The organism is Terrisporobacter hibernicus (genome assembly GCF_020809405.1).
In the GTDB taxonomy this organism is placed as follows: domain Bacteria; phylum Bacillota; class Clostridia; order Peptostreptococcales; family Peptostreptococcaceae; genus Terrisporobacter; species Terrisporobacter petrolearius.
The window spans coordinates 3,219,326-3,244,810 of sequence record NZ_CP081135.1 but is presented as its reverse complement, the minus strand read 5'-3'; the positions used below and the strand labels follow the sequence as shown (position 1 = coordinate 3,244,810).

The following is a 25,485-nucleotide window of genomic DNA, read 5'->3' as shown; positions in this document are numbered from 1 at the left end:
ACTAATCTTCAACATAAAATTTTGCTTCAACCAAGCCAAATGTGGAGGAATTACTTTGATACCACTTTAAGCTATCATTTCCTGACATGCAAAAAAGGTATGTGGGGACTTTCAAGTCCATACATACCTTAAGCTTCAAAATAAAAATTTTATCCTTTTTTTATAACTAATTCTAATATATTGCCTATCCCTATTCCAACTAAAGTGCCAACAACAGCCCATATGGGGTTATTCGTTACAATGCCTACTACCATCCCAATTATTGATCCAACTGTCATTAAATAAATTCGTATATTGTCACTTCTTTCAACTAATTTCCCATTTTTTTCATAATTAGGTTTTATATAAATGTCTTTTAATGCTACATTTCTCTTCTTAGAATCTTTACACCCTACAATATTGTCATTAATTACTAGATCATCTATTGTTACATGAAATATATCCCTTAACATTACAAGGTATTCCATATCTGGATGTTCTTTTCCTAATTCCCATTTTGATATAGCTTGACATGGTAAATTTAATTTTTCTGCAAGTTGTTTTTGTGATAGATTATTATCTGCCCTTAGTTTTTTTAAGTTATTTCCAAAATTCAGCTTAATCACCTCACATAAATTATATTTATATATTAACCACTTTTGTGCAATTATTTTTTTCTCTACAAATACCTATAGTGTAATATAATATTAAACAGCTCCCTCCCTTATTTAGTATACGGTTATAATACCTTACTCTAAAGAGTTCACCTTTATTTTTACCTTCATTATTATTCTAAATATAAAAACAAACCAAATAATAAAAGGCCATATCTTAGTGGATATGGCCTTTTAGTTGGCAAATTCATGAGATCACCAACTTATTATGGTAATGTTTTTTATATTTTACTTTGTCTTAGACTTAATTTTACTTATTTTTCGTTGTACTAAACTAACTATGCTTCCTAAAACCATTGAGGATATAATTAATAAAAGGAAATAAAAAATAAAGTTATTGCTACCAGGTTTAGACTCTGCTGCATCTACTATTACAGTATTTGTTCCTATTATCATTAGAAAACTAATAACTAAGGTGATGATTAAACTTTTGCAATATTTCATTTTTTTCGCCTCACTTTTTATGAATATATCTTTAAAAAATATACTCTTTATATATTATATTGTCAGGCATAGAAAAAATTTCATTTATTTATAAATATATAAAATGAACTTTATGCATTGTCACAGTTAATAAAAAATAATTTCTGTTCATTCTACAAAATCACTTTTAGCAACTCCATTTTATTTTTGCCGGATTAGGTTCATCCTCTATGGCGACCCTTAGCAAGTCATCTTCCATGTTTTTGCACTCTCTTGCTGCTATTGCTTCATAAACATCAGGTGTTTCTTCAACACCAACTGTTGAATATGCTATGGATGCACTTCCATAAAATACAAGTCCTAAAGAACTTGTTAAAGTGTTGATTGTTGCAGTTGTTGCTCCAATTGCCCTAGCTGCAGCTTGTGAGGCTGGATTTCCTTCTGCTTCTCTTGCTGCTATTTGCACTTCCCTAATAATCTTCTTTGCTTGTGCTAATTTTATATTTCCTTCTAGATACTCATTAACTGTATCTAGTGCATTTTTTAAACGTAAATCCTCTGGATAATCCTTTTCGTAAATAGGTAGAATGTATTCTCTTGCATATTCATTACACCATTTTACAATTGTATTTTTGCTTTGTGTTTCTATTAGTCCCATAATAGAAACAATATATGGTGAGTCTGCTTTTCCGAGCATTTTTCTTATTTTAGCCATGATAACTCCTCTTTTAATATATTTTTAATTTAGCATTTTCATTATAGTTAACTTTATTTTTTAAATTATTATACATCAATCATATCATATTTTAAATTCAAACCTAAAATTATTGTTCCATGGATTATCCATGCTCTATTTGACTTTACAACTTTTGGTATTGGTTATCTTATATCATTATTGCTTATATAAATATCACCTAACATATTATAATATGTTAGGTGATATTTTCAATCTTAATTAGTTTTCATTTAAAATTTAGTTATATTATATGATAAGTATCCTCATCATAAACATACTAATAATCCATTATTTTTTACTTTTCTATTATTGGAATATATATCTCCATAACTGTATCTTTTCTTCCATGACATCTCTCATCATAAAATTCAAAATCCATCTTACTCTCATCAAATATATATTTAGTCTCTTTGAACCATTCTTTAAAAATATATTTCCAAGTTTCCTTAATTATTTTAGCAAATTCCTTTTGCTTTGTATCATTTGATGTGTCTACTGGCGGAGTTGTAAATACTGCATATGTTGCTTCAGGTATATCTATTGTCATCATATCATCTGTTGCGCGTTGAAAGTCATCAACTATAACCCCTAAAAGGTAGATAGTTTCTCCATATCCATTTTTTGATGGTATACACAACCCTACCTCACCATGCTTTGGTGGTTCTAAGATTTTATACATTTTACTTTCCAAATTTTCTCCGTTATAATTACTCCAAAATGAAGCAACATCTTTAGTATAATTTCCATTGGAAATATTCGTCTTTATACCATATCCTGCAACTTTAAATGCAGGTCTTTTTACAATAATAGGATCCATAATATAACCTCCAATTTTATATATTGATTCTTTCGAGAAATAGCCATCCATTCGTTTTATATATTGTGTAGGAGTAAATCCATATTCTTTTTTAAATGCTTTTGAAAATCCATTATGCGTATCATATCCATACTCAATGGCTATATCTATAATTCTATTTCCTTCAAATAGCTTTGCAGCTGCCAAGGATATTCTTCTTTTTTTCACATATTCCATTAAAGTTATTCCTTGGTGAATATTAAATATTCTACAAAAATGAAAAGTTGAATATCCACATTTATTTGCTATTAATTCTGGTGTTAAATCGCTTTTTATATTTTCTTCAATAAATTCAATACATTGTGATATCACATTACTATAATTCAATTTGTATACCTACTTTCATCACGTGATACTTAAATTATATCAACTATATTAAAGTTATATTGTTCCTATATTGCTAAGTTTATTTTTTAATATTTATATAAAAAACCGTATCACTTATTCGTGATACGGTTTTTAATCATTTCTTTTCTCTATTTACAAAAGACCTTGTGTAACAAAGAACACGTCAAATACTATGATTTTTATGCTCTAAGTTTATTGTTTTCTACCTTTAAATTTTTCTTCGATGACATTTTAGGCCAACCTATTAATATAGACACTACTCCAAACACTACCATTAACATAGAATACCAGCAATAAGGTAAAATTGAAGCTGGTGATATACTTGCCAAAGCACCTGCTGTTAGTAATTGACTTCCATATGGTAGTAGCCCTTGGAAAGCTGATGAGAATAAGTCAAGAATACTTGCCGTTCTAGCTCTTGGAATATTATATTCATCAGCTATATCTCTAGCAATAGGTCCTGCTGTTATTATTGATATAGTGTTATTTGTTGTTGATATATCTATTAAACTTACTAATGCTGCTATTGATAACTCTGCACCACGAGCAGTCTTAGTCTTTTTAGTTAGATTATAAAGTAACCAATCTATACCGCCAAGATAGTCCATCAATACAACTAAACCACCAACTAATATAGCTATTAAAGACATATCTTCCATCCAAGTCATACCTTCATGAATAATAGCTAAAGATCCTATTAAAGTAAAATCTCCATGCATAACACCTATTATTACTCCTACAAGCACACCTACACTCATAACTGTTATAACGTTTGCTCCTAATAGTGATAATGCTATAACTATTACATAAGGAAGCATATTTATAAGGTTGTACTCTCCTTTTACTCCAGCAAATGAACCACCTGTTGTTTGTAAAGCTAATAAAATTAAAGTAATAATAACTGCTGGTAAAACCATTAACATGTTTGCCTTAAATTTGTCTCTCATTGGTATATCTTGAGTACGAGTGGCTGCAATTGTAGTATCTGATATGAATGATAAGTTATCACCAAACATAGCTCCCCCTACAACAACTCCACATACTAAAGCCATATTAAACCCTGTAGCATTAGCTAGAGATATAGCAATTGGCATTAATGCTGATACTGTTCCCATAGAAGTTCCCATAGAGAAACTTAATATACATCCTATAAGGAACAAACCAGGTAATACCATATTAGATGGTAATATACTTAAGCAAAAGTTTGTAATAGAATCACTAGCATGCATTGCTCCAACTATTCCATAAAATGCTCCTGCTAATAAAAATATTACTACCATAAGTATTAACGTATCATCTCCTGCTCCCTTACAAAGCATTGTAACTTTTTCTTCAAAAGACAACTTTGCTTCACCTTTTTTATTTAATACTAAACCTACACCAATTGCAATTGCAATACCTATCATTAAAGGCATGTTTTCAAAACTTCCTGTTCCTATCCCAATTGCAAAATATAAAACTAAAAATACGCATAATGGCACTAATCCTAAAAAACTTCCTTTTGATTTCTTACTGTTTTCCATTTTACTCTCTCCTAAAATATTTTCTAATTTTTACTTTTTTTACCTGATAAATGTATCATAGAAATAAGGCTTCAACAACAAAATGCGACAACTTTCAATATTTCGTCCTTACATATCGATTTTTTTTATAGTTATATTTTTATTTTCTTTGATTTATTGTTGTTTTTTGTAAAAATTATATAGGCTATCTCACTATTTTAGTGAGATAGCCTTATTTTGTTGTATAAATATATTTAATATAATTAACTATAAAAATCCTGAAATTAATTTCTATAGTTTACTCAAAATTATTAGGATTTATTGGCCATTTACCATACTTTCTGGCAGCACTCATCATGGCATCTATATTTTCAACTGGTGAGTTAATAGGTATACCACATCCTGTACTTAATAAGTATTTTTTAGGGCTATCATAACCATCTTTGATACAATTTTTTACGGACTCATATACATCTTCCTTAGTTCCAAGCATAATTGCTTCCACTGGATCCACGTTCCCTACAATAGGCAGCATATGTCCTACTAATTTTTTTGTCTCTAATAAACTAACTTTATTATCTATACTTAGCATGTCACATCCAGTTTCAACTAAGTCTAGTGTCATGTGAGAAGTATCTCCACAAACATGATATGCAACAGTTCTTCCATATTTATGAACATAATCTATTAATTCTTTTGTGTATGGAAGTACAAATTCTCTATAAGTTTTCTTATCTATAAGTGTGCCTGAAGCAATTGGATCACATAAAGATATATCTGATCCGGCCTTTAAAAAATCCTGCATTACTATTTTTAATGCATCTGTACTAAATCTTAATAACTCATGTACTTTTTCTGGTTCTTTTCTAATTGATCTTAATAATTTTTCCACAGGATAAAGACTTCCTGCTGCTGTTATTGGACCAACCATACTAAATGATGGTTCTACTTCATCTCCACACTCATCTAGTGCTATATTATAAGCATCATAATTTAGTTGAAGCCATGGGTCATTCTTTCTTTCAACTTTTGATAAATCTAAACCACTTAAATCATTAAGATTTTTTAAAAAGTGATCTATTATAGCTGGTACACTATCTTCTGGATTATTTGTTTTACTTCCTATTGCCGTTCCAACTCCATGTAGTCCATATTCTATAGAAATACCATCATTTCCAAATCTTTTGTAACATGCAATTTGTGCATTTGCATGATTTCTTGCACAACTAGTTTTTTCTCTAAATGTCATTCCTACTACCTTACCTGATATTGATGTAACAAAAGGCATTGTCGGTATTCTATCTATTTCTTTTCCTGCGAAAAACGCTGCTGATCTTTCCCTTGGTGTCATTTGATCATCTTTATGCATTATATACTCCTCCTAAAATCCCATATATTATCAATTGCTTGGAAACTTCGAACATTAAAAATAATCTTTTGTATCCTGCTTATGCTTCAAGCTAATCTACAACTGCTTCAGCCATCTCTTTCTTTATTTTCCAAAATGATTTTATACTATTGTTCGTTTATAGATTACCATATAAAAAAGATTTATAAAAATTGATAATTTTTATAAATCTTTGTCATATATTGATTAAATTAATATTTAATTTCTTATTTTTCCTCCATAGAACCAGTTGGTATATTTTTAATCTTAATTATTAGTTTTTATTTTAGGTTTGGTTCTTTTCTATGTTTAGTATTATCTTCATATACATTTGCTATTTTTATTAATTTACCTTCTTGGAATTTAGATCCTACGAATGTAACTCCTATTGGTTCTCCAGTACTTTTGTACCCTGCAGGAACAGTAAGTGCGGGATATCCTGCAGGTGCATATACCTGAGATATCTGATTACTTAGGGATAATATTACATCTGCATTTTTTAATACATCGTCTATTTCTTTGCCTGCTTTTTCTCTATTGTTATTAATTAATTTTTCATACTCTTCAATAGTAGTCTTGTCCTCTAATGATTTTTCTAATAACTCTTGACCATAAGGAGCTCTATTATCTAAATCCTTTTTATTAAATTCAACTATATCATTTAAGTTGTTAATTCCCTGAACTTTTGCTATTTTAAGATACTTGTTAATATCATATTTAAAACCAACTTCTAAAGCTTTGCTCATATCAATATCAGTAACTTCCTTGGAAAATGCAGTTTTTGTTACTACTGCTCCCATATTTTCTAGTTCTTTTACTACCCTATCTAAAATCTCATTTTCTTCTTTTCTAGGTGATGAAGGTTTAATTACAGCTACTTTTACGCCATTTATAGAGTTTTCTTCTATATTTTTAGAATAGTTTTCCTTGTATTTTTCCCCTTCTTTAGTTTCTATGTCATTTTTATCATATCCAGATATACTTTCCAGTATTAAAGCGGAATCCTCAACATTTCTTGCTACTATACCTGCTGTATCTTGCGCCTCAACTATTGGAATTATTCTATCTCTACTTACTACACCTATAGAAGGTTTGATTCCAACAACGGAGTTTTGACTAGAAGGATATACCATAGATCCAGCAGTTTCTGTGCCTATTGAGGCTACTGAAAATCCACTTGCAACAGAAGATGCAGACCCAGAACTGGATCCTCCCACGTCGTACTTACCATAAGCATTATGTGTTTGGCCCCCTAATGCGGAGTATCCATTAGACGAATTATCAGACATATAGTTTGCCCATTCACTAAGATTGGTTTTTCCTAGTATAATAGCTCCTTCTTCTCTAAGCTTTTGTGCAACAAAAGAGTCTTTATCTAAAATAGAATCCTTTAAAGCATATGCTCCTGCAGTAGTATGCATTTTATCTGCCGTACCTATATTTCCCTTTAAAGTTATTGGCATTCCATATAATTTACCTGTTTTATCTCCTGAATCTTTTTCTCTTGCTATTTTTATTGCATCAGGGTTTAATTCTATTATTGAGTTAAGTTTATTAATATCATATTTTTCAATTCTTTTTAAGTAATATGTAACTAGTTCTTCACAAGTTAATTTTTTTGTATCATACATTTCCTGTATATCTTTTATATTTGCATTTGCTACTAATTTTTCAATTTTTTCAAATTTAGCATTATCCATTTTTTCAAGTTCATTTCTAAATGGTTCCATATTAATTTCATTTTTTAATTTTGTTATTTTTTCATCATCATATTGATATGTTATTTGTGTTTCAATATTTTTTTCCATTACATAGCTAACATATTTTGTCATGATTTTTTCAAAATTTAGCGCTACAACTACTACAATTAATCCCAATATACCTGCAGTATATATTAAAAATTTCTTCACAATTTTTCACCTCATGTTTAATTTTTTAGTTTATAAAAATCAAATTATCACTCTAATTTACATTGCAATGAATTATTTAATTTTATCTTATTATTTTCCAATTGAATTATTATATTCACTGATTAAAACTAAGAATTATTAATTTTTTAATTTCTTTCTACATAATTATAAACCTCTATAGCTATATATTTTCTTTTACTAAATTTCTCATTATAAAATTCAAATTTATTATATTAATATTATTCCATGAGGTTATTAAATTATCTACAAAAAATGAAAAGTATGTATCAATTTTCACATTAATACATACTTAACTGATATCTATAATATTTTCATTTATCTACATTTCTAATAATACAATTCTTTTTTTATTTAAAAATCCTCCTACTTTATTACATAGATCTAGCAGGAATTATTGCATCTAAAATTCCAATAACAACGGCTGCCAATACTGCTCCTAAAAGGGATACTTCCATATTAGGAACAAAAATTTGTGCAACGTATATTATTATTGCTGCTATTATAAATCCTTTTATTCCTTTTCCAAAAGGAGATGCATCAACTCCCATAAACAATTCTACAAAATAGTCTAATAGTGATATTACAACAGCAGCAATTAAGAATGACCAAATTCCTCTAATTGTAAATCCTGGAGTTAAATATGATGTTATCATTAGAATAACCGCAACTAATATAAATCTACCTATCCATCTTATTAAACTACCATCATTTCCTCTTTCATTGTTATTAGATTCCATAGAATACACTCCTTTAATAAAATAATGTTTTGCATTTCTCTCAAAATTTATAAGTTATTATTATAAGTTAACCATTCTAATCACATAATATCCTTATAATATTAGTAAAACTTAAAAACCATAAGTTTTTGTATAATTAGTGTTAGAGTTTTTTATAATATAAAAAATGAGCAAAGACCTATTTTACAAGGTTTTACTCATTTTTGTTAATATTTTAAGTATACAAAAAATTATTATGATACTTTTTCACATCTATTTTTTATACTTACTCTTATATCTTCTATTCTTCTTTTATTTACATTCTCAATTAAAAAATCAACATTATCTAATTGGATTTGTCTACCTTCTTTTGGAAAATCACCTAAAAGTGTAAGTATGTATCCATTTAAGGTATCATAATCACCTTGTTCTATATCTATATCAAATTTATTGTTAAAGTCATTTATTGTCAAATATCCTTTTACAATAAAATTACTATCATCAATTTGTGTTATGGTAGATTGGGTTTTATCGTGTTCATCCTCAATATCTCCCATAATTTCTTCAATTAAATCTTCTATAGTTACTAATCCTTCTATTCCACCGTATTCATCAATTAATAATGCCAGATGTACTTTTTTCTCCTTTAGAAGTTTAAACAACTCATTTGTTCTAATTGATTTTGAAACAAAGTATGGCTCATGAAGCATTGTTTTTAATTCTATATTTTCAAATCCAATCTTTTTAGCTTTTGCTAATAAGTCTTTTTCATATAGTATACCTATTATATTATCCTTATTGCCTTCGTATACAGGTATTCTAGAATATCCTGAAGTAATTACACCATCTAATATTTCTTCAATATCATCATCAATATCTATGGCAAATACATCATGTCTAGGTGTCATAATTTCCTTGGCAGTTTTATCATTAAATTCAAATATGCTATATATCATTTGTTTTTCTTCATTTTCAATGCATCCATCTTCTTGAGATTGTGATACCATAGATCTAATTTCTTCTTCAGATACACTCTCTTCAATATCTTTATCATTATTTCCTGTCATTTTTAAAATTGTACTAGTTGAAAATGATAAAAGATTTATAAATGGTTTTGTAAACTTTGATATGATGTAAATTGGCTTTACTGAAAATAAAGATATCTTTTCTGATTTTTTCAGAGCAATTCTTTTAGGTACTAATTCTCCAAATACTAATGTAAAATATGAAAGTATTAACGTAACTCCAAGCATACATATTTCCTTAGAGTAAGGTATATTTAATGGAGCTAATACCATTGAAAGATGTGTAGATACTCCTGTAGCAGCAGATGCACTTGAGAAAAATCCAGCTAAAGTTATTCCTATTTGAATAGTTGATAAGAAGTTACTTGGGTCTTCTATTAACTTTTCAAGTAATTGGGCTTTCTTGTTTCCATCTGCACTTAACTGTTTTATTTTTGACTTGTTCACAGAGACTATGGCCATTTCAGCCGATGCGAAAAATGCGTTAATAGCAGTAAGTAATGCTATTAAAATTATTTGAGGCATAAAGGCCCCGGGGTCTGAATCTAAATTATCCATTTCTTCCTCCTTAAAATAATAATTAAAATTTAAAATAAAGATTCATTAAATACCATTAGGTATATTTTTATTTAATGTAAATTATAATCTATCAAGTAACTTTTATCAATATTATATGAATTAAAATATTTTAACTAAATTAAAAAATTGTAAAACAGTTAAAGCCCCTTTAGTTCTTTTTAATTACTAAAAGGGCTTTTTATTATTTATTAGATAAATTCTTTATCAATAATTTGTTTATTCTATTTCTATCACATTTTAATATAATAAACTCATAGTCTTCATAAGTAAATTTATCATCTACTTGTGGATATGACTCTAGTTGAGTATAAGCCCAACCTCCCATAGTATCGATATTTTTCTCTTCAATATCTATATGTAAAAGTTGGCTTATGTCTTCAATAAGTACTTTTCCATCCACAATGTAACTGTTGTCTTCAGTTTTAATAATTGCGTCTTCTTCCTCATCAAATTCATCTTGAATTTCACCAACAATTTCCTCTAAAATATCTTCAATTGTTACTAAACCAGAAGTTCCTCCATATTCATCAATAATTAAGGCAACTTGTCCTTTATCTTTTTTAAATATTTTGAGAAGTTCACTTATTGACATAGATTCTGGCACAAACTTTATCTCACGAATAATGTTTTTTATGTTTTGATCTTTGCCTTCAATCTTTTGCTTATATAAATCTTTAATATGTATAAATCCAATAACATTGTCTTTGTTTCCTTTACATACAGGATATCTAGTAAGCTGTTCATTAAATGTATAAGATATAATATTGTCAAATGAATCTTCTATAAAAATATTTCTAATATCAGTACGTGGTACCATTATTTCTTTTACAGTTTTATCAGTAAAATCAAATATATTTGATAAAAGATTTAATTCAGTTTTATCTACTAATCCGTGATTATAACTTTCTTCAACTAATAGTTTTATTTCCTCGTCAGTGTGAACAGATTCATGTTCATCAACTTGAGAAAGTCCAAATACCTTTAGTATCCAATTTGTACTATGGTTAAATAGCCACATTACAGGATAAGTTACTTTATAAAAAAGTATAAGTGGAAGAGCTGTACTTAAAGCTACTTTTTCTGAACTTATAATTGCCAGGGATTTTGGAACCAATTCCCCAAGTACAATATGAAAACCAGTTATAATTGAAAAGGCAATAACAAATGAAATTGAATGTGTCAAACTTGGTGGCAAATGTAATAGATTAAATATTGGCATTAACAAACGTAAGATTGCAGGCTCTCCTACCCACCCCAGTCCTAAAGATGCTAATGTTATTCCAAGCTGACAAGCTGATAAATATGAGTTTAAGTCTTTAACTATAATCAAAGTATTCTTAGCACGTTTATTTCCTTGAAGTATCAGTGTTTCTATCCTAGATTTCCTCACTTTTACCATAGCAAACTCTGTGGCAACGAAAAATCCATTTAAAAATACAAGAAAAAATACTATAAGTACATTTATAAAAATAATCATATCTATATTATTCACCTCTAATGTTAGTATAAATACATTTTTAAAATAATATACCCATCCTTTACTTTGACAAGTTTTATATGAAATATATCTTTTCATTGAGTATTTAACAGTATGAATTTTTTCACATTAATTTTTGATTCCTACATTAATAAAATCATTTGCCATTATATGACTATTTTAATTCATTCATAAGCTTATAGTTTATGCAAGAATATTTTTTAGTATAAATAACCCTCCAATATTGTAATCATAATAAATTTCAAGTTATTGCTTAAAGAGAATTTATTTCATACTTTTCAAATATCCATATAGGCATTGTCATACGAGCTGTTACAAGGGGATTTACAACTTGACATATTTCCATATTCCCAGTAATTGATAAAAGCATTATAGCTTCGTACACATCCATTGACAATTTAGACTGTAAAAGTTTTAGCATTTTAAAACAAGCTGCTTTATTTGCTTGGTCTAAAGTTTTTCCAGATTAATCACATATGAATCGTGAATCTAAAATACTACTGCAGGTAATATTCGTTGTAGTCAAGATTGGCTTATGAATTTATCACTCAAGTCAAAACGGATCTTTTATTAAGCTCGGTTTTATTTTATGTAGTTCTTATTTAGTAATAATTTTCATTTTTAGTTTTGATTGTTTTAAGCAAGTCATGAAGTTAATACTTAATAGCTAATCCTATTTGTGAATTCTAAGTAATTTATTTAATAGTTAATCATATAATTTTATAAAGTTCATAAAAAGGAGTGATAAATAAATATGCCTAATGTTCCTAACCCATATCCATATCCTTGTATTATGCCACCACAAATGTACAATATGTACTCATACCCTTTTTGGTGTAACCAACAAATGTACAATATGTATCCATATACTTTTGAATACACTGAACCAGTATATAAAAGATCGGATATTATATTAAAGGATTATGGTCCAAATCCTTTAGTAATTAATATTCAAGATGCAACCAAACAAAACAATACTTTCCGTACAGTTTTGTGGACAGGGGAAAACTTGCAAGTTACTTTAATGAGTATTGATGTTGGTGATGATATAGGTCTTGAAGTTCATACAGTAGGAGATCAATTTATAAGAATTGAAGATGGTGAAGCACTTGTTAAAATTGGAGATACGCAATATAATCTTAATTTCGAGAAAAAAATATCTGCTAACTATGCTATTATTATACCTGCTGGCAAATGGCACAATGTTATAAACATAGGAAGTAGACCAATTAAACTATACGCTATCTATGCTCCACCTGAGCATCCAAAAAACACAGTACATCCAACTAAGGCAGATTCAGAAGCTGATGAATAAAGTGATTTTTAGATATTAATTAATTACAAATTGTAACAGGAGCTGAATAATTTATTTCATTTAGCTCCTATTTTAATATGAAAACTATTTTTGTATTAGATACTCTAGCTTGTTTAAAGTTATTAGTTTATAGAAATATAAATATGAATTTCTTGGTTTTGCATATCTTCTGTATTATTTTGGTATTCTTCAAAATCACAAGAATACTTTCTATCTAGGTTCATCTGCCATAATTCCATCCAAAACTTTCCTACTGAATTTTGAACATCCCCATTTATAATAAATTTAGCATATTTTCCCCTTGGAATTGTTTTACTTACTAATGGATCTTCTATGCTATCAGTTTTGTTTACTTCACAACAACAAAAAAAGTTATATGGCTTGGTAAAATCCCCTTGATAATCTGTATACAAGCCAATGGATTTATTATCTTTTCTATTTTTTATATTTTCATAATGACCTTTTATAAAAAATTCTTCCCATAATCTTTTAATATCCTCAACTGACTTATTGCTGTTATTAGTAGTTTCTTTTACTAAACCCACAACTTGTTTCTCTTTTAAATTAACTATTTCATAATTCATAAATAATTCTCCTATCTACTTTTTCTTAAAGTATATCTAATGTGATATGACATAAGTGTGTCATATTATAAATATTTATTGAAATAAGGGAATAATCTATTTCAAGTTGTTTTTATATGCAGCTTTTTCAATATCCTTAGTCAAAACTAACGAAAACTTTTCTTGTGTTAAATAAAAAGTTACTCCTGTGAAAAGCATCACTGTACCTGTAACAATCATCCAAATACATGGTCAAAATAATTGAGAAAATGGTGATAATTCTTTCATGCTTTACCTTCCTAACATATTTACTATTACTTTAGCACTATCCAATGCACCATTTTCTAAAGCAATCTTTTCTGATAACATTTTTGCATTATTAACTATATTTTTATTTAGTACATAATTTATACCCTCTGAAAGTTTATCAGCAGTAAGATCTTTTTTATAAATAGGCTTAGATCCAACACCTAAATCAAATGACCTATGTGCCCAAGCAAACTGATCATTGGAAAATGGTATAATAACACTTGGTACCCCTGCCCTAAATCCTGCAGCTGTAGTTCCTGCACCACCATGATGACAAACAACTGATACTTTTTCAAATAACCACGTATGAGATATACTTCCTACTGAAATAATATTATCAGGTAAATTATCTATTTCACCCATACCTGAGATAATTCCACGCTTACCGCATTTTGTAATAGCATCTATGATAATTTTAGCTATCTCATCTTTCTCATCACTATCAAACACACTACCAAAACCTATATACACAGGTTTATCACCGTTATTTACAAAGTCTTCTATTTCCTTAGGTGGTTTGTATTCATTATTTTCCTCTACAAACCAATATCCACTTTGATGAATATTTTTATCCCAATCCTTTGGTCTAGGGAATACATAATTGCTGCATGAAACTATTGCAGGATGTAGTGTGGATACTTTTTCATAAGGCATTTTAAAATTTTTTGGCATTCTCCCAAAATGTTCTTTCCAATGTTGTTTCACCGTATTACTTGAAGCTAACCAAAGCATACTCTGTATCATCTTATAACTTATTTTCTTATTAATACTTGTAGGTTTACATTTTCCATACGTTACTACAGACAGATAATCATCAGTTTTGTGCATAGGAAATGGCGTAGCAAGTACTGATGGTATGCTCATTTCATTAGCTGCAAAATATCCTATAGTACACCCTGGATGATATACGATTAAGTCACTTCCTTCAAATGCTTCGTAGGTTTGTTTTGCTATTTGAGCACCATATTTTTTCATTTTGTTAAAAGTTAAAAGCATTTTAAGTGGATTATCTGCTGAACTTGCTTGTTTTAACATTTTAGGATCTACTCCTAATACATCATAATCTGCTTCTATTGGTATATAATCAATTCCATAACTTTTCACAAAACTTTCAAATTGAGAAAATCCTGTTATTCGTACTTCTTCACCTAGTTTTTTTATTTGTTGAGCCAGTGCTATATAAGGTTGAAAATCCCCTCTTGAGCCTGAACATATTATTGTAATCATATTGTAATCACTCCTCTTGTATAATCCAACAGCCTGTTGTATATTGATATTATAAAAAATCTTATATTTATCATCAACCGACAATGTTAAAGCTAATGTCGGATTTACAGAGGTGGAAAATGAAAAATAATAAAGAGATTATATCCAATACTAAGCAAGATTTGATAGATGCCTTTTGGTATTTTTATTGTAATAAAAGAATTGAGAAAATCACTATAAAAGAAATAACTTTGAAAGCTGGATACAATCGCAGTACTTTTTATGAGTATTTTATAGATATTTATGATGTACTTGAACAAATAGAAAGTTCACTTATCCCTAATATAAATGAACTTCCTCCCACAACTATTTTGAATAAAAATTTTGAAATTCCAATAGATGTTTTCTTAAAACTATATGAGAAAAACGAGAAGTATTATTCAGTTTTACTTGGTGACAATGGAGATCCTGCTTTTGCAAGTAAACTAAAAAACTCAATTAAACCTATGCTAAAAGAAACTTTAGTTACAAAAGTAAAGCTTAATGATGTAGAATTTGATTTTATCTTAGAATACATACTATCATCTATGATTAGTGTTATGAGTTATTGGTTAAAAAATAATAAAATTTTATCTGCAGAAAAGTTAATATCTCTAATGAATGATATTATGGAGGATGGAGTTATTACTTTATTAAAAAATAATATTTGACTATATATCAATCTTACTATAAGTTCACAATATATAACAATTGCTCAGTTAATACAAAATTTAATAGAGCCATCAATAGTCTATATCAATGGCTCTATTCATACCTGAAAGTCTTATTTTTTAATTCTAATAATCATTTTTAGAGTAATTTTTCATATAGCCTAAACCACTTCAATCCATAATTCTCTAATCCTAAATCAACAGTATCTATATATTTAAAACCGAACTTTTCATAAAGCTTGATTGCTGGTAAGTTTTTCTCATAAACATCTAAACGAAGTACCTTAATATTCATCTTATTTGCCTGTTTCTCTGCAAATTTTAGTAGTTCTTTTCCGACTCCTTGACACCAATAGTCTGGATGTATAGCAAATGTATAAATTTCTATTTTTAGTCAGCTACCTCCGAATTTTTATCCTAATTAAAATACTAGTCTGTTGAAAGTCGTGATAACATTGAAAAAATGTGAAATATAATTATTTATATAACTCTATAAAAGACTTCTTGAGCAAATAGTATAGGCACATTTTTATTCCTTTCAAATATGTCTCTATAATTTTCTACAGGAACTTTCTGCTCCCCTACATAGGTGGATACTTCTATAGTTAGTCCTGGTTTTTCATAATTTTCAATAAACCAATCTTTATATCCACTACCTGTAACAGGTTGTTTTTCTTCTTCTAAAACATATCCTGTCTCCTTATATATTTTGTTGGCTATAGCCAAATCCCTTTCTATATTTAATTGATTATACTGATAGTAAATTATCTCTCCTGAAGAATGATAAGAAATTGTACCATCAAATAAGTATTTTTCTGTCAAGCATTTTAAGGCATAGGTTTCTGGTTCTGAGAAATAATATGGTCCTTTATAAAGGGCATACTGTGGATTGGTTACGATATCATCGTCTGGGTACTTGGTTGGATAATTTCTATTTAAATCTACTCCGTTTATATTAGCTTTCCAACGTGAAAACAATTCTTCTTTTAGATATGATTTATATTTATACTCTGAAGGTATATATTTACCTCCATTTATTACTAAATCTGCACCATCTGGATTAACTAATGGCACAAAAACAAAAGTTACATATTGTAAAAGTTTATTAATACTCATATTGTTTATACTTTTGTCCATTTTATATAATTTTAAAAGATAGTTAATTTGGTCTAATATCAATATGGTTGTAATAGCTTCTCTAGCATGATGAGTTCCTTGAATTAATATTTTTGTACTTCCTTTACCCATAGTTATAGATAGTATTGGTGTTCCTTGTACCGATTCCCCTATTTTGTTTAGACTTAATAATTTTTCATTATGCTTGTATAGATTGTAAATAGCTTCGTTGATACTTTTGGAAAAATGGCTGGATTGGTATAAGTTTATATAACTTTTAATACATCTATTTATCATATTATCACTCCATTATTACATTTTTGTGCATATATAATATATATTCTATGATATTTAAATAAATTCACTGTATGAATAGAGGATTTGATAATTAAAGTAATAAAACTAAGAATTTTTATTTAAAGCCTCACTAAACTTATCTCTATCATTTTTGCTAGCAAAAACATGAGTTGGAATCATAAAAATAAGTCCATTTATTTTGCCAAGTACTACTATAGTATTATTTTTCAAAATAAACTTTTCCATATTTAAAAACCAATTTTTCTAATTGATTTCATCAATTATTGTTACCCTTTAAAATAAAAAAATAGTCAATACCTGAATATTAACTATTTTATAATATAGACTCATTTACTTGTTTTGCTAATTAATTTTTACAATTATGCTGTATAGTACCTTCTAAAGATATTTGGATATAGCATTTATTGTTCCTTCTAAATCTACAACTCCATATCCTTGATATGTATTAGGATATAAATACATTTCATCTTTAGTTGAACCAAGCATTAAGTATGTTTTTAGAATATTTGTAAATAACTCTCTTTTTTGCAAAGGCTTTCTTTGTCTTATATACTCTATTATAAGAGCTAGTATTCCTACAACTATAGATCCACTTATGCCTGTTCCCGTTGCCATACCATAACTTTTATTAATATATGTTGATATTATATCAACTCCTGGAGCCACTAAGTTAGGTTTTGTCAGCCTTCCCCTCAAGGACCCTTTCGATGATCCTATCCACATACTATTAATTCTATCATTATATGCACCAACGGTTATTATTCTTTCTGTTAATGCATATAATGTTACCGTTGAGTTAGCGCTTGAATCTATAAATCTCGTATTTGCATCTATTATATTTTTATTTGGAAGATACACATTGTACTGTCCTATTATTATAAATTCAGGATATAGTCTTAATGTCCATATACCTGGCTTTATATTATCTACGCTTATTTTTAGCTCTTGATTTCCTGAAAAGAGCCATGGATAATCCATGTCAATCCTATATATGGAATTTGCTAAATTAAACTGTCCTTCAAATATAAACAAATCTGGAGCATACTGAGCTGTATAACTTATTTCTCCAAAAGGTGATATTAAATTTGCTGCAATTTTACCAGGTCCTGATGGTGAAATTGCAATGTCTAAAGCTTTTTGATTTCCCACTTGAATTAATATGTCTTGGTATTCTTGCTTATTTGTAAAACTACCTTCATAATGAATATCTGTATTCCCCTCATTCCCTGCTCCACTCACTAATACAACCCCTGATTTTCTTATTTCTGAAAATGTATCTAATAGGTTAGTTATTATATATTCCCTTGACCTATCTGCTACAGTAATATTTATAATAATTATTTTTTTTTCCTTTTTAGATATATCTAACACATATTTTATACCTGCCAAAAAATCAGTGTCTATATAGTTTATTTTTCCTTCCTTATATTTTCCTTTATACTCTCTTAATTTTACTATTACTAATTCACTGTTAGTAGCAACACCCTTATATTCTTGATTTAACCTTCCACTTCCAGATGTTATTCCTGCTGCTATAGTACCAGTACCTATGGTATCTTTACTTAAATTTGAATCACCTTTTGATATTGCTTCGTTTATATCTTTTCTACTAAACTCACTTCCAAATAGCATTCCTTCTGGAGGAGGATTTTTCTCACTTTCTTGGTCCCATATGGCTACTATTTTGCTTGTTCCATCTTCTCTTATAAAGTCCGGGTGTAAATACTCTATTCCTGAATCTATTATAGCGATTAAAATTCCTGTTCCATCAATATTTACATATGGGTTGTTATATATATAGTCTGTTTTAGCAGCATTTGTCACACTTTCTCCCCCTGCCATTCCTTCTTGTAACTCAATCAATGAACTAAGTGGCATCTCAATCTCCCACCACGCAATCTCATTTATTTTATTTAATCTTTTTTCATCAAAGTCTTCTAAAACATATATTATTGCCAGCTTTTTATTTAAAATCATATATTTAGTAATACCATTTTTCTCTAGAGCATTAACTATATCACCTTGATAAATTATTGTATAGGATTTTTCCATATTATCCTCCTATCTAAACTGCTCAAATGAGTTTCGTATATTTAAAATTCCAAATCCATATTCAGTATTTGGATACACCATATTATCATTTCTAGTTGCTCCAATTCTAAGGTAAGTTCTTATGCTTTGGACAAACCCTTTATCTGGGTATTCTTGATTTACTAATAAATATTGTAATAGTAATGCCACACCACCTGCAGTGTATGATGCAGCTGCTGACGTGCCCGCGATCATAGCATATCTGTTTTGCGGATATGGTGCTACTATATTAACTCCTGGTGCTACTATGTCTGGCTTTTGCAATCCTGATATTGCTAAACCTCTTGATGTTTTAGGCCATAAACTATTATCAGCTATATCATAAGCTCCAACTGTTATGTTATCTTCAAATGTTGCTGGGTATGTTATGGTATCATATGGATCTGAATTTTGAAATCTAGTATTTTCATTTATGAGAATTCTATTTGGCAAGTATACATTATATATTCCATTTGTTATATATTCCCCCTCTAATCTTATTTTCCAGATACCACTTTTTAAACTTGTTAATTTTATTACTACCTGCTGCTGACCCGAGTAACTAGTCGGGTAAATATTTGTTATCTCATACTTAGTTTGCTCTATATCTAATATACCTGATACGACACTATAATTTGATAAAACATTTTTTCTAGTATATTCTCCTGTTGGAGTTATAATGGATGCATTTATTATATCTGGTTTATTCATCCAGATTTGAATCCTAACCTCTTCTTCATAATCGTTCAAAGAAAATTCAACATATTTTATATCTCCTTTAAATAATATTTTACCAGATGAATGTGTTTGAGTATTACCTTCATTTCCAGCAGCTGTTACAGTACAGATTCCTCTTGTATAAAATGTTTCATCCAATATAGCCCTTGTGTATAGCCCTGCATAGCTTATCTTTCCATATGATTCATTTATAACTACAGGCATTCTGTTTTCTGCTGCTTTTTGAATAGCATAATCATATGCAGCAAAATACATTGCATTATTATAATGCCCGTTAATTTTACCCATTTTAATTACTATCAATTCAGAGCCTTCTGCAACTCCTTTATACTCACTATTTATATTTCCAAGCCCTGAACATATACCTGCATTCATAGTTCCACTTCCATCTTCATCAAATGATAAACTATAATCATTCTTTGATATAGCTTCATTTATCTGAGTTCTAGTGTATTCCACTCCTATTAAGTACCCTTTTGGAGGATTTCCTTCTTTTGTTTGATCCCACAAAAATAGTATTTTAGAAGTACCATCAGTATTTATAAAGTCAGGATGTAAGTAGTCTATACCACTTCCGATTATAGTAATTAAAACTCCTTTTCCTGTTAAAGCTAGATTGGGATTGTTTTTTAAAAAATTTGCACCTATTTCTTCATTTGCATTTATACCATTTGTAGTACCTTGAGAAATCTCAGAAAGGGGAGCTAGCATTACTGTAGGTTCATGCCTAATGACAGATGGTAGGGATATAATTGTTAAAACTAAATCATAATTATTTTCATCTATAAATACTACTCCAAATTCATCACTTATTTTATAAAAATTTATTTCCTTTGATACCAACCTCATCTCTTCTTCAAAATTAGGTTCATGCAATATATTAACTCCTTGTATAGTTTTAGACATTCGAAACAAATTAAAATCCACATTCTTTCCAATATTTTTACTTTGCTTTATTACTTTAGTTCTTTTTCTAAAAGTACAATCACTAGATTTATTTATATCTAAAAATTGTTCAAGCTTTATTATTGATAAGAGTAATAATTCATAGCCCCCTATTTTTTCTGATTTTACTGAAGATTTTAGAATAAGTTCTTTTAATCTTGTCGAATATAAAAATAAATCATTTCCATTTACAATTCCCCATTGTAAAAGTAGTGAACATATTCCAGCTATATGTGGAGTACCTATTATTACTCTAGAATCGGTTCCTGAAGCAATCGCTGTTAAACCTTTATTTGGATTTAAAATTTTTGTACCCTTGCTTAATTTTTCTGGTGTTTGCAAATATATGTCTACATTTCCATTTATTATACTTATAGGAGTAAAAATAATTTTCCATACTCCTTTTGTTATATGATAGTCTGAAGAGAGTTTGAATGTTATTTTCCTTTGAATAGAATCTTGAGATGTAGACAATAAATATCCACTTATTTTTGTATTTCCTATTAAATTTTTAAACTTTGAAAATGTTTGTGATAGGCGTTGTGATCTTTGGTTCAATGGGTTAACTAAATATATAGCAAAATCATCTTCGAAATTTTGCCAAATATTTATATATACTATTGTTTCACCTTCATCTATTAAAACTTCTACTTTTTGGATTTTATTTGTAAGTTTTATATTTGTATGATTTTTTTTAACTTTATTATTTTCTACGGGAATAACTATATTGTTTTTCCAATATAAACACATCTCATCAATATATTCTTCAAATAAAGATACTTCTCTATGAGATTTTTCATTACTTATGTAATTTATACTTATTGCTACTGGCATTTTAAGCTCTCTCGACTTATCAAGTATAAACTTTATTGCTCTCATAATTTCTGTACTTCTAGCACAAGTGTCTGTATTGTTACTTCCAACTTTTACAGCAATTATATTTGCTTCATTAGCTATTTCTGAGCATATTGAAGCTATATGAGCACCTTTATAGCTATTTGAATAAATTGGAACAGTGGCTTCATTTTTAATTGAATTATTTATATCTTCATTCGTATATAAAGTACCTTCTTTAAATCCCTCTGGTGGTGTACTAGTAATAGACTGATCCCAATAATAAAGTATCTTCGATTTGCCATAAGCATCTTTGAATATTGGCAGATTATAATCTATACCTGAATTTATAATGCCTAACACGGTCCCTTTGCCAGTTAATTTACTTATATTCTTAAAGTTATTAATTTCCTTGCTTACTAAAATTTGTTCATCTTGCTTTTCTAATATAAAAGGCTTTTCTATGCATTCAATTTGAGGATATGATATTAAATTCTCAATGTCTTCAACACTTGATAATGTTATAATTGCATATGTTGAACTCAATATTTCTATATTTACATCTAATTCTTGCTTAATATTTGAAATATCTCCTTTATATTTTAATACAACATCATATTTTATATAGACCACCCCATTACGCATATAATTTCTTTTTATATTTATATTCATTTATGCATAATATATTATTAATTTGAATGAAATATAAGTATAATATCTCTATGGTATCTTCTATTAGTAGTCCCTTTACTAAATCCTACTTTCAAGTATTTATTATGATTGTATATTCTATCTTAAATTGTCTTCAATTGTTCTAGTTTACTTCTGGATTTTACTGATTCATAAATCTTTATATTGCTAGAATACTTATATAAAAGATGTTTTATGAATTATAGTAAAAATACTAATTATTTTGTAGATTATAATTTTTTTCATTTTATTCCTCACTATTCTTTTGATTTCGCAACATACCACATTTATCTTCTGACAAATACTCAAATTTATGTTTGCTATATAGCAAATCAGCAGGATTATTTGCTATTAAACAAATATAGCTATCTTCATATGTATTTTGCTCAAAATAATTATCCAGCTCTTTCATTATCAAATCTGCTAATCCTTTTCTACGATAGTTTTCATCTACCATAATGTCGCTTACCACATAAGTTATTCCACCATCACCTACTATTCTTCCAAAAGCAATTAATTTATCTTCATCATATATTGATGCTGTAAATAGTGAGTTTTGCAAAGCTATTTCACTTCTTTGTAAATCTTTACTCCCCATGCCTGAACGCAATCTTAAACTTACATAATCTTTTGCAGCTGGTACTTCATAAATAAGTTGTATATCCATAATTCACCTCAACTAAAATTTTTATTTAACGATTTCATATTATAATAAAATTGTATACTAAATTGTATATTTAAGTGGTAATTTTATATTTTTATAGACCTTTGTATTAAATTTTCATTGCCAAGGTTGTTGAATGCATGACATACAATAATATAAGGAATTTAAAAATACTCCCTTCATGACATCAATTTTACGTATGTCTTAGAGGGAGTATCTTCATTTTAACTAACTATTTATCACCCTAAAATTCTTTTATAACCCTTTATTAGTGCCCTTTCAGGATGTATTAATGGCCAATTTACAACTTTTTCTGGCCAAGACTCTATTACTCTATTATTTCCTAAATATATAGCTACATGTATTACTTGTCCTGCACTATTTTTATAGAAAACTAAATCTCCTCTTTGTGGAGTTTGAACCGTTTTTAGCGTTGAAAGATTCCAAAGGTTCCTAGACTCATACTCGTATCCTGGTTGAGAGTGACGAGTTACACTCACTGGAGCTGGATCAATTCCTATAGAATACATAGATTGCATAACTAAACCACTACAATCAATTCCACTTCCTGGAGGACCAGCAGCACCAACTACATACTCTGTACCTAAATAGCTCTGTGCAGTACTTATCATTTGTTCAACAAGATCTGATCTTGTTGACTTTGAGTTTGTCTTAACTGGAGTTACATATGAATCTAATGAATACCAAGAAGACTCACTGAATCCCATCTTTTTCCACGTAGCAAGATCAACTACACCAGTTGCTTTTAGGCCATTTTTCTTTTGAAATTCTGTAACCTTAGTCATTGTATTTGGTCCTACAATTTCCCATACACGACCCATACCTAATTTTCTTTGAACTTTTGCAACTCTAAGTCCCATTGTTCCTTTAACTAGGTTTTTTCCTGCTCCACTTACACTTATCTTATCTTTTAATTGAATATATCCTGCTGGATTTTTATAACCTCTATCTGATTCACCACTAGAGTTTACATCTACTACATATGATGAACTTATATATCCATAACCATTCTTATACTTAATTTTATACCATCCATCTTTTTCTACTTTTACTATCTCAACTATAGTTCCTTTTGATAATGTTCCTAGTTTCGAACTATTTGTTGATGCACTACTTCTTACGTTAAGTGTATTTGTATTTATTTTCCCTTTTTTTATTACTGTTGTTCCGCTTGATGAATCATTTAAATCCATTACATATTGTCCACTTACATATCCATAGCCTTTTTTATACTTAATTTTATACCATCCATTTTTATCTATTTTTACTATCTCAACTACAGTACCTTTTGATAATGTTCCTAGTTTTGAGCTACTTGCTGATGCATCACTTCTTACATTAAGTGTATCCGTATTTATTTTCCCTTTTTTTATTACTGTTGCTCCGCTTGATGAATCATTATTTGTATTATCGTTAGAATTTACATCTACTACATATGATGAACTTACATATCCATAGCCTTTTTTATACTTAATTTTGTACCATCCATTTTTTTCTACTTTTACTATCTCAACTACAGTATCTTTTAATAATGTTCCTAGTTTGGAACTATTTGTTGATGCACTACTTCTTACTTTAAGTGTATCTGTATTTATTTTTCCTTTTTTTATTACTGTTGCTACGGTTGATGAATCATTATTTGTATTATCGTTAGAATTTACATCTACTACATATGATGAACTTACATATCCATAGCCTTTTTTATACTTAATTTTGTACCATCCATTTTTTTCTACTTTTACCACCTCAACTATAGCTCCTTTTGATAATGTTCCTAGTTTCGAACTATTTGTTGATGCACTACTTCTTACGTTAAGTGTATTTGTGTTTATTTTTCCTTTTTTTATTACTGTTGCTACTGTTGATGAATCATTTGAATTATTTAAAATCTCTATATATTGTCCACTTATATAACCATGTCTATTACCATACTTAATTTTACACCATCCACTAGAGGACACACTTTCTATATCAATAATTGCCCCCTTTTTTAATGAACCAATCTTATAACTATTGCTAGAAGCACCTGCTCTTACATTTAACGAGCTTGCTGTAACTTTTCCTTTTTTTATAGTATTTATTACATTTACATGCTGAATTGATAACTCAGATGATACTTCCTCATTATTTTCAGCATGAGAAATTACACTTGTTGATAATATTCTACTCATCAAAACCCCTGATAATATTATCATTAAGCGTTTATCAATTAATTTATTCACAATCCGGTTCCCCTTCCATTTTATGCCATATTGTACATATAGTATATCATTATATACTTTTTTAAACAACTTGCTTCATATTTTTATAATTTACGCCAAATTAACTCTGA

Annotated in this window: 22 protein-coding genes; 2 read left to right on the top strand and 20 right to left on the bottom strand. The window is 28.6% G+C overall.

Annotation, left to right across the window (positions count from 1 at the left end):
• Positions 1 to 149: 149 nt before the first annotated feature.
• The 11 genes from JW646_RS15645 to JW646_RS15595 form a co-directional block, all read right to left on the bottom strand.
• A complete protein-coding gene (locus tag JW646_RS15645; RefSeq protein ID WP_228415607.1) occupies positions 150 to 605 on the bottom strand; it encodes a helix-turn-helix domain-containing protein in 456 nt (151 codons plus the stop codon).
• 276 nt (positions 606 to 881) lie between these two features.
• Positions 882 to 1,097 carry a hypothetical protein gene (locus JW646_RS15640; RefSeq protein WP_074915733.1) on the bottom strand — a complete coding sequence of 72 codons (216 nt, stop codon included), beginning with the start codon at positions 1,095 to 1,097 and terminating at the stop codon, positions 882 to 884.
• 166 nt (positions 1,098 to 1,263) lie between these two features.
• Positions 1,264 to 1,791: a putative immunity protein gene (locus JW646_RS15635; RefSeq protein WP_228415606.1), complete on the bottom strand. Its 528-nt coding sequence runs from the start codon at positions 1,789 to 1,791 to the stop codon at positions 1,264 to 1,266.
• A gap of 316 nt (positions 1,792 to 2,107) precedes the next feature.
• Positions 2,108 to 2,995 carry an AraC family transcriptional regulator gene (locus tag JW646_RS15630; protein WP_228415605.1) on the bottom strand — a complete coding sequence of 296 codons (888 nt, stop codon included), beginning with the start codon at positions 2,993 to 2,995 and terminating at the stop codon, positions 2,108 to 2,110.
• 200 nt (positions 2,996 to 3,195) lie between these two features.
• The gene (locus JW646_RS15625; RefSeq protein WP_228415604.1) at positions 3,196 to 4,539 is read right to left on the bottom strand and encodes a Na+/H+ antiporter NhaC family protein; all 1,344 of its coding nucleotides are present in this window, start codon (positions 4,537 to 4,539) and stop codon (positions 3,196 to 3,198) included.
• 277 nt (positions 4,540 to 4,816) lie between these two features.
• Complete coding sequence (locus tag JW646_RS15620; protein WP_074915727.1) at positions 4,817 to 5,887, bottom strand: uroporphyrinogen decarboxylase family protein; 1,071 nt, start codon at positions 5,885 to 5,887, stop codon at positions 4,817 to 4,819.
• A 299-nt stretch (positions 5,888 to 6,186) separates the two neighbouring features.
• Positions 6,187 to 7,815: an amidase family protein gene (locus tag JW646_RS15615; RefSeq protein ID WP_228415603.1), complete on the bottom strand. Its 1,629-nt coding sequence runs from the start codon at positions 7,813 to 7,815 to the stop codon at positions 6,187 to 6,189.
• 392 nt (positions 7,816 to 8,207) lie between these two features.
• The gene (locus tag JW646_RS15610; protein ID WP_228415602.1) at positions 8,208 to 8,573 is read right to left on the bottom strand and encodes a phage holin family protein; all 366 of its coding nucleotides are present in this window, start codon (positions 8,571 to 8,573) and stop codon (positions 8,208 to 8,210) included.
• 233 nt (positions 8,574 to 8,806) lie between these two features.
• Positions 8,807 to 10,135 carry a hemolysin family protein gene (locus JW646_RS15605; protein ID WP_228415601.1) on the bottom strand — a complete coding sequence of 443 codons (1,329 nt, stop codon included), beginning with the start codon at positions 10,133 to 10,135 and terminating at the stop codon, positions 8,807 to 8,809.
• A gap of 202 nt (positions 10,136 to 10,337) precedes the next feature.
• Entirely contained in the window at positions 10,338 to 11,732 is a 1,395-nt protein-coding gene (locus tag JW646_RS15600) for a hemolysin family protein (RefSeq protein WP_331478027.1), read from the bottom strand.
• A gap of 175 nt (positions 11,733 to 11,907) precedes the next feature.
• Positions 11,908 to 12,075 (bottom strand): hypothetical protein, encoded by a 168-nt coding sequence (locus tag JW646_RS15595; RefSeq protein ID WP_187359189.1) that lies wholly within the window; start codon positions 12,073 to 12,075, stop codon positions 11,908 to 11,910.
• A gap of 333 nt (positions 12,076 to 12,408) precedes the next feature.
• Here JW646_RS15595 and JW646_RS15590 point away from each other — a divergent pair, with 333 nt between their 5' ends.
• Positions 12,409 to 12,969, top strand: a complete 561-nt coding sequence (locus JW646_RS15590; RefSeq protein ID WP_148556404.1) for a cupin domain-containing protein — start codon at positions 12,409 to 12,411, stop codon at positions 12,967 to 12,969.
• Positions 12,970 to 13,091: 122 nt separating this feature from the next.
• Here JW646_RS15590 and JW646_RS15585 read toward each other — a convergent pair whose 3' ends face one another.
• Entirely contained in the window at positions 13,092 to 13,553 is a 462-nt protein-coding gene (locus JW646_RS15585; protein ID WP_228415600.1) for a GyrI-like domain-containing protein, read from the bottom strand.
• 270 nt (positions 13,554 to 13,823) lie between these two features.
• On the bottom strand, positions 13,824 to 15,068 hold the full coding sequence (locus JW646_RS15580) for a glycosyltransferase (RefSeq protein ID WP_228415599.1): 1,245 nt from the start codon (positions 15,066 to 15,068) through the stop codon (positions 13,824 to 13,826).
• A 119-nt stretch (positions 15,069 to 15,187) separates the two neighbouring features.
• Here JW646_RS15580 and JW646_RS15575 point away from each other — a divergent pair, with 119 nt between their 5' ends.
• A complete protein-coding gene (locus JW646_RS15575) occupies positions 15,188 to 15,757 on the top strand; it encodes a TetR/AcrR family transcriptional regulator (RefSeq protein ID WP_148556401.1) in 570 nt (189 codons plus the stop codon).
• A gap of 139 nt (positions 15,758 to 15,896) precedes the next feature.
• On the opposite strand, the gene JW646_RS15570 is transcribed toward JW646_RS15575, so the two are convergent.
• From JW646_RS15570 to JW646_RS15540, 7 genes are all read right to left on the bottom strand, one after another.
• On the bottom strand, positions 15,897 to 16,139 hold the full coding sequence (locus tag JW646_RS15570) for a GNAT family N-acetyltransferase (RefSeq protein WP_228417396.1): 243 nt from the start codon (positions 16,137 to 16,139) through the stop codon (positions 15,897 to 15,899).
• 98 nt (positions 16,140 to 16,237) lie between these two features.
• Entirely contained in the window at positions 16,238 to 17,170 is a 933-nt protein-coding gene (locus JW646_RS15565; RefSeq protein ID WP_228415598.1) for a M14 family zinc carboxypeptidase, read from the bottom strand.
• A gap of 105 nt (positions 17,171 to 17,275) precedes the next feature.
• Positions 17,276 to 17,416, bottom strand: a complete 141-nt coding sequence (locus JW646_RS15560; RefSeq protein ID WP_228415597.1) for a hypothetical protein — start codon at positions 17,414 to 17,416, stop codon at positions 17,276 to 17,278.
• 153 nt (positions 17,417 to 17,569) lie between these two features.
• Positions 17,570 to 19,243: a bile acid germinant receptor pseudoprotease CspC gene (gene cspC / locus JW646_RS15555; protein ID WP_228415596.1), complete on the bottom strand. Its 1,674-nt coding sequence runs from the start codon at positions 19,241 to 19,243 to the stop codon at positions 17,570 to 17,572.
• A gap of 9 nt (positions 19,244 to 19,252) precedes the next feature.
• On the bottom strand, positions 19,253 to 22,450 hold the full coding sequence (locus JW646_RS15550) for a S8 family serine peptidase (protein WP_228415595.1): 3,198 nt from the start codon (positions 22,448 to 22,450) through the stop codon (positions 19,253 to 19,255).
• 265 nt (positions 22,451 to 22,715) lie between these two features.
• On the bottom strand, positions 22,716 to 23,135 hold the full coding sequence (locus tag JW646_RS15545) for a GNAT family N-acetyltransferase (protein ID WP_228415594.1): 420 nt from the start codon (positions 23,133 to 23,135) through the stop codon (positions 22,716 to 22,718).
• A gap of 236 nt (positions 23,136 to 23,371) precedes the next feature.
• A complete protein-coding gene (locus tag JW646_RS15540) occupies positions 23,372 to 25,375 on the bottom strand; it encodes an SH3 domain-containing protein (protein ID WP_148556396.1) in 2,004 nt (667 codons plus the stop codon).
• Positions 25,376 to 25,485: the final 110 nt, after the last annotated feature.